4 protein-coding genes are annotated in these 7,511 nt (G+C 69.5%); 3 read left to right on the top strand and 1 reads right to left on the bottom strand.

Annotation, left to right across the window (positions count from 1 at the left end; all coding sequences use genetic code 11):
• A partial coding sequence (locus tag J5F18_RS06425) for a BCCT family transporter (protein WP_346301461.1) occupies nt 1-1,353 on the bottom strand: 1,353 nt, incomplete at its 3' end.
• Between the two features lie 284 nt (nt 1,354-1,637).
• Here J5F18_RS06425 and fdhA point away from each other — a divergent pair.
• The 3 genes from fdhA to fdhF all read left to right on the top strand — a co-directional run.
• Nucleotides 1,638-2,831: a formaldehyde dehydrogenase, glutathione-independent gene (gene fdhA / locus J5F18_RS06430; protein WP_346301462.1), complete on the top strand. Its 1,194-nt coding sequence runs from the start codon at nt 1,638-1,640 to the stop codon at nt 2,829-2,831.
• A gap of 169 nt (nt 2,832-3,000) precedes the next feature.
• On the top strand, nt 3,001-4,719 hold the full coding sequence (locus tag J5F18_RS06435; RefSeq protein ID WP_346301463.1) for an NADH-ubiquinone oxidoreductase-F iron-sulfur binding region domain-containing protein: 1,719 nt from the start codon (nt 3,001-3,003) through the stop codon (nt 4,717-4,719).
• A gap of 9 nt (nt 4,720-4,728) precedes the next feature.
• The coding region (fdhF, locus tag J5F18_RS06440; RefSeq protein WP_346301464.1) for a formate dehydrogenase subunit alpha at nt 4,729-7,511 on the top strand (2,783 nt) is incomplete at its 3' end.

Consider the following 7,511-nt stretch of genomic DNA (forward strand, 5'->3'; position numbering starts at 1 on the left):
CTTGCCGCCGGCGGTGATATTGTCGATCACCAGCGAGCCGGAATCCGATGAGGTGATGAAGAAGATCAGCACCAGCAGGATCGCCAGGCTGGAGGTGAGGGTGGCCAGGGGCAGGTGCTCGAGCATCTGGAACATCGCCAGTGATACGTCGCTGATGCCATGCGACAGTTCGCCGATGCCGCCGGCGGCTTGGGAGAGGGCGGTGCCGCCGAAGGCGCTCATCCACACCAGGGTGACCAGGGTCGGCACCACCAGCACCGCGGTCAGGAACTCGCGTACGGTGCGTCCCCGGGAGACCCGGGCGATGAACATGCCGACGAAGGGTGACCAGGAGATCCACCAGGCCCAGTAGAAGACCGTCCAGCCGTGGTACCAGGTGGTGTCGTCGCGGCCGATCCAGTTGGAGAGCGGCACCAGGTGGCCCATATAGGCCAGGGCGGTATCCCAGAGGTTGTTGACGAACAGCAGCACGCCGCCGGTGACCACCACGAAGGTGAGCAGGGCGAGGGCGATCACCATATTGATGTTGGAGAAGAGCTTCACCCCGCCGTCGATACCGCGCCACACCGAGAACAGCGCCACCACGGTGACCCCGACGATGATGGCGAGCTGGGTGCCGATGGTGTTGGGGATACCGAACAGGTGGTTGAGGCCGCCGGCCGCCTGGGAGGCACCGAAGCCCAGCGAGGTGGCCAGGCCGAAGATGGTCGCCAGCACCGCGACGATGTCGATGATATGGCCGGGCCAGCCGCGTACCCGCTCCCCGAGGATCGGCGTGAAGGCCGAGCGCAGGGTCAGCGGCAGGCCACGGTTGTAGGCGAAGAAGGCCAGTGACAGGCCGACCACGCCGTAGATCGCCCAGGGGTGCAGGCCCCAGTGGAAGAGAGTGGCGCCGAGGGCGGCGCTGGCCCCTTCCGGGGTGTGGGCGGCAGCGTTGAGCGGGGTGCCGTACCAGTCGGTGTAGTAGGCCACGGGCTCCGCCACGCTCCAGAACATCAGGCCGATGCCCATGCCCGCCGCGAACAGCATAGCGAACCAGGAGAGGGTGGAGTACTCCGGCCGGGCTGCGGCGCCGCCCAGGCGGATGCGCCCTATCGGCAGCAGGATCAGGGCGATGCACAGCACCACGAAGACGTTGCCGGCGATCATGAACAGCCAGTCGAAGTGCTCGATGGACCAGCCACGGGCCGCGGTCAGCTGGCTGTTGGCGGCATCGGGGTAGATCAGGGCGTAGAGGATGAAGGCCAGGATGGCCAGGGCGGAGAGGGGGAAGACGGGATTGTGGAAGTCCAGGCCCAGCACCTGGGTGTTGTCCTGCCCCGGCGACAGGATCGGGTCGTCATCTCGGGTCATAGGGGGTCCTCGGGTTGTTATTGGTGTCCTGCTCGATGGCCGGGTGTGGCGACACACCGCGGCCCCGATATTCTTGAGCCCGTCGGATGTGGGCAATGTCGTGAAAGCGACCCGTGAATATCCGACAGCTCCTGAAAGGCAAGGGATGTCTCGAATGGACATCTGGATGTCTCTCTGGAGCACGCCCCGGGCAGGGAGGCGCGACTAGGCTGACTCACTGGCGTCATGCCAGTCAGGTTCCCGGCCGCCGCCGGGGCACGAGAATAACGTATAAGGAGCCAGCCATGAGCCAAGCCAATCGCGGTGTCGTCTACAAGGGCCCCGGTAAGGTCGACGTCGAATCCATTCCCTATCCGGAACTGGCGCTGGGCAATCGCAAGTGCGACCACGGGGTGATCCTGAAGGTCGTGACCACCAACATCTGCGGCAGCGATCAACACATGGTGCGTGGCCGCACCACCGCCCCCTCCGGCCTGGTGCTGGGCCACGAGATCACCGGCCTGGTGATCGAGTGCGGCCGCGACGTCGAATTCATCCAGCCCGGCGATCTGGTCTCGGTGCCCTTCAACATCGCCTGCGGCCGCTGCCGCAACTGCAAGGAAGGCCGGACCGGCATCTGTCTCAACGTCAACCCGGCCCGCCCCGGGGCGGCCTACGGCTATGTGGACATGGGCGGCTGGGTCGGCGGCCAGACCGAGTACGTCATGGTGCCCTACGCCGACTTCAACCTGCTGAAGTTCCCGGACGCCGACCAGGCCATGGAGAAGATCCGCGACCTGACCCTGCTCTCCGACATCTTCCCCACCGGCTTCCATGGCTGCGTCACCGCCGGGGTCGGGCCGGGCAGCACCGTCTATATCGCCGGTGCCGGCCCGGTAGGGCTGGCGGCGGCGGTCTCCGCGCAGCTGCTGGGGGCGGCCTGCGTGATCGTCGGCGACATGATCGAGGAGCGCCTGGCCCAGGCGCGCAGCTTCGGTTGCGAGACCATCGACCTGACCCAGGACGGCGACATCGCCGACAAGCTCGAGGTGATCCTCGGCGAGCGGGAAGTCGACTGCTTCGTCGACTGCGTCGGCTTCGAGGCCCATGCCTGCGGCTGCAACCACGGCAAGGAAGCCCCGGCCACGGTGCTCAACTCGGCCATGCAGCTGACGCGCGCCGGCGGGCAGATCGGCATCCCGGGGCTCTACGTCACCGAGGATCCGGGCGCCGTCGACGACGCGGCCAAGCAGGGCGCCCTGAGCATGCGCTTCGGCCTCGGCTGGGCCAAGTCACACTCCTTCCACACCGGCCAGTGCCCGGTGATGAAGTATCACCGTCCGCTGATGCAGGCGATCCTGTTCGGCAAGGTCAAGATCGCCGATGCGGTCAACGTCCAGGTGATCTCGCTGGATCAGGCCCCGCAGGGCTACGCCGACTTCGATGGTGGCGCGGCGAAGAAATTCGTCATTGACCCCCACGGCAGCGTGGCCGCCTAAGGAGCCGCCCGAGCTGGCCGCGGATGGCGCCAACAGGCGGCGCGGCCAGCCATTTCGGGGTATCGCCTCCCACGGCAGCGTCGCCGTGAAAACCACGACATTGCCCCCTTCCGGCACCGGTGCCAACATGGAGGGGCAGGCCGCGCCAGCCGATAACAAGAGTGCCGCCATGACCGTCGAGACCCTGACCCCCAAGCGCCGCTTCCGCGGCAAGCCCCGCGGCCGCGATCTGGTGCCCGTGGCCCTGGCCACCCTGCGTCAACTGCTCGGCGACGAGCGGCGAGACGCCGAGCTGCGCCGTCGCGACCGGCTGATCGAGCACCTGCACGCCATCCAGGATGCCCACGGCCATCTCTCCCTGGTGGAGCTGCGGGCCCTGGCCGCCTACATGAACCTGCCCATGGCGGCGGTCTACGAGACCGCCACCTTCTACGCCCACTTCGACGTGATCCACGACGACCAGTCGCCGCCGCCGGCGGTCACGGTACGGGTTTGCGATTCGCTCTCCTGCCAGCTGGCCGGTGCCGCGACCCTCAAGGCGCAGCTGGAGGCGGGGCTCGACCCGGCCCGGGTGCGGGTGCTGCGTGCCCCCTGCATGGGGCGCTGCGATACCGCCCCGGTGGCGGAGGTGGGGCACCACCATGTGCTCTACGCCACCCGCGAGGGCATCGAGGCGGTGGTGGATACCGGCCACTATCACCCCGAGGCGATCCTCTGGCAGCGCCTCGACGACTACCGCCAGGCCGGCGGCTACCGGCTGCTGGCCGACTGCCGCGCCGGGCGCGTCAGCGTCGAGGCCCTGATGGACGCACTCGAGCGTGCCGGGCTGCGCGGCCTGGGCGGTGCCGGCTTCCCCACGTTCAAGAAGTGGCACTTCGTGCGTCAGGAGCCCGGCCCGCGCTACTGCGTGATCAACGCCGACGAGGGCGAGCCCGGCACCTTCAAGGACCGCTTCTACCTGGAACGCGAACCGCACCGCTTCCTCGAGGGCGCCCTGGTCAGCGCCTGGGCGGTGGAGGCCAGCGCCCTCTATATCTACCTGCGCGACGAGTACCCCGGCCTGCATCGGGTGCTGCGCGAGGCGATCGCCGAGCTCGAGGCGGCAGGACTCTGCGCCCCCGGCGACATCGTGCTGCGCCGCGGCGCCGGCGCCTATATCTGCGGCGAGGAGTCGGCGCTGATCGAGTCCCTGGAGGGCAAGCCCGGCAAGCCGCGCCACCGGCCGCCCTTCGTCGCCCAGCAGGGGCTCTTCGACCGGCCGACCCTGGTCAACAACGTGGAGACCGTCTACTGGATCCCGCTGATCCACGCCAAGGGCGCCGACTGGTTCGCCGACCAGGGGCGCCACGGCCGGAAGGGCCTGCGCAGCTTCTCGCTCTCCGGCCGGGTCAGGCGGCCCGGGGTGCACCTGGCCCCGGCGGGCATCACCCTCAACGAGCTGATCGAGGAGTACGGCGGCGGCATGGTCGACGGGCATCGCCTGGCCGGTTACCTGCCCGGCGGGGCCTCCGGCGGCATCCTGCCGGCCGGCAAGGCCGATATTCCGCTGGATTTCGATACGCTTCAGGAACACGGCTGTTTTATCGGCTCGGCGGCGATCATCGTGCTGTCGGATCGGGACGATCTGCGCGCGGTGGCCACCAACCTGCTGGCCTTCTTCGCCGACGAGTCCTGCGGCCAGTGCACCCCCTGCCGGGTCGGCACCGAGAAGATGCTGGCCCTGCTCGAGCGCGACGCGTGGGACGCCGGGACCCTCGAACGCCTCGCCCGGGTGATGATGGATGCCTCCATCTGCGGTCTCGGCCAGGCGGCCCCCAACCCGGTGCTGAGCCTGCTCAAGGACTTCCGCACCGAACTCGCCGCCCAGAACGTGATCGTCAAGGGGTAGGAGATGAGCATGAGCGAACAGACCTTCACCCTGACGCTGGATGGCGTGGAAGTGAGCGCTCGCCGGGGCGAGACCCTCTGGCAGGTGGCCCGGCGCGCCGGCGAGACCATTCCCCACCTCTGCTTCAAGGAGGCCCCGGGCTACCGGGCCGACGGCAACTGCCGCGCCTGCATGGTGGAGATCGAGGGCGAGCGGGTGCTGGCGGCGAGCTGCCTGCGCGAGGCCGCCCCCGGCATGGTGGTCAAGAGCGCCAGCTCCGAGCGTGCCCGCGTGGCCCGCGAGGGGGTCATGGAACTGCTGATGGCCGACCAGCCCGAGCGCGCGGCGAGTCCCGACCGCTCGAGCCACTTCTGGGCCATGGCGGATCAGCTGGCCATCGATGCCACGGCGGTGCGGCAACGCCTGCCGGCGCGCGCCGAGCGGGCCGCGCCCATCGTCCACCACGTGGCGCCCCGTGAGGCGTCACTCACCCGGGACAGCAGCCACTCCGCCATGCGCGTCGACCTCGACGCCTGCATCGAATGCAACCTCTGCGTGCGCGCCTGCCGCGAGGTGCAGAGCAACGACGTGATCGGCCTGGCCCACCGCGGCGCGGCCTCGAAGATCGTCTTCGACTTCGACGACCCCATGGGCGAGAGCACCTGCGTGGCCTGCGGCGAGTGCGTCCAGGCCTGTCCCACCGGGGCGCTGATGCCGGCCACCCTGGTGGATGCCCGCGGCCGCGGCGACTCGAAGGTCGCCGATCGCACCGTCGACTCCGTGTGTCCCTACTGCGGGGTGGGCTGCCAGCTCACCTACCACGTCAAGGACGAGCGCATCCTCTTCGTCGAGGGCAAGAACGGCCCCGCCAACCAGCATCGCCTCTGCGTCAAGGGGCGCTTCGGCTTCGACTACCCTAGCCACCCGGCGCGGCTGACCCAGCCGCTGATCCGCCGGCCGGGGGTGCCCAAGGGGCTCGACCCCGACTTCGACCCGGACAGTCCGCTGACCCACTTCCGCGAGGCGAGCTGGGAGGAGGCCCTGGATCTCGCCGCCCGGGGGCTGGTCGAGCTCAAGGCCGCCCACGGGCCGGCGGCGCTGGCCGGCTTCGGCAGCGCCAAGTGCTCCAACGAGGAGGCCTGGCTATTCCAGAAGCTGGTGCGCACCGGCTTCGGCTCCAACCACGTGGATCACTGCACGCGGCTCTGCCACGCCAGCTCGGTGGCGGCGCTGATGGAGTGCCTCGGCTCCGGCGCCGTGACCGCCTCCTTCATGCAGGCGCTGCAGGCCGAGGTGGTGATCCTCACCGGCTGCAACCCCGCGGTGAATCACCCGGTGGCGGCCACCTACTTCAAGCAGGCCGCCAAGCGCGGCACCAAGCTGATCATCCTCGACCCGCGCGGCCAGGCGCTCGACGCCTACGCCTGGCGCAGCGTGCGCTTCACCCCCGGCGGCGACGTGGCCCTCTACAACGCCATGCTCAACGTGATCGTCGCCGAGGGGCTCTATGGCCAGGCCTACATCGACGCCCACACCGAGGGCTTCGAGGCCCTGAAGGCCCGGGTGGCCGATATGACCCCCGAGGCGATGAGCCAGCTGTGCGGCGTTGACCCGGCCACCATCCGCGAGCTCGCCCGCGCCTATGCCACCGCCGAGCGGGCGATGATCTTCTGGGGCATGGGCATCTCCCAGCACGTCCACGGCACCGACAACGCCCGCTGCCTGATCTCGCTGGCCCTGGCCTGCGGCCAGACCGGTCGCCCCGGCACCGGCCTGCACCCGCTGCGCGGCCAGAACAACGTCCAGGGCGCCTCGGACGCCGGCTTGATTCCCATGGTGCTACCCGACTACCAGCCGGTAGGCGACGCCCAGATTCGCGCCGCCTTCGAGGAGCTGTGGAACAGCGAGCTCGACCCCGAACCGGGGCTCACCGTGGTGGAGATCATGGATGCCATCCATGCTGGCACCATCCAGGGCATGTACATCCTCGGCGAGAATCCGGCCATGTCCGATCCGGACCTGGCGCATGCCCGCCGTGCCCTCGGCGAGCTCCAGCACCTGGTGGTGCAGGATCTGTTCGTCACCGAGACCGCCCAGTTCGCCGACGTCATCCTGCCGGCGAGCGCCTGGTCCGAGAAGGAGGGCACCGTCACCAACACCAATCGGCAGGTGCAGCTGGGCCGCCCCGCCGTGGCGCTCCCCGGCGACGCCCGCCCCGACTGGTGGATCATCCAGGAGATCGCGCGGCGCTTCGGCCTGGGCTGGGACTACGCCCACCCCCGGGACGTCTTCGCCGAGATGACGCACGGCATGCCCTCCCTGGCGCATATCTCCTGGGCGCGCCTGGAGCGCGAGGAGTCGGTCACCTACCCCTGCCCGGCAGAGGATGCCCCGGGGCTCGACGTGGTGTTCAGCGACGCCTTCCCGACGGCCTCCGGCCGGGCCAGGTTCGCCCCCGCCCGGCCGCTGCCGCCGGACGAGCCGGTGGACGGCGACTACCCCACGGTGCTGATCACCGGGCGCCAGCTCGAGCACTGGCACACCGGCTCCATGACCCGGCGCTCCCGGGTGCTGGACGACCTGGAGCCGGAGGCGGTGGCCAGCCTGGCCCCGGGGGAGCTGCTGCGCCGCCGGCTGACGCCGGGCGACCCGGTCACCATCACCACCCGACGGGGCAGCATCACCCTGAAGACCCGGGTCGACCCGGCCATGGGCGAGGGAATGGTGTTCGTGCCTTTCTGCTATGCGGAGGCGGCGGCCAACGTGCTGACCAACCCGGCGCTGGATCCGGATGGCAAGATCCCCGAGTTCAA

This window comes from Halomonas sp. BM-2019 (assembly GCF_017584085.1).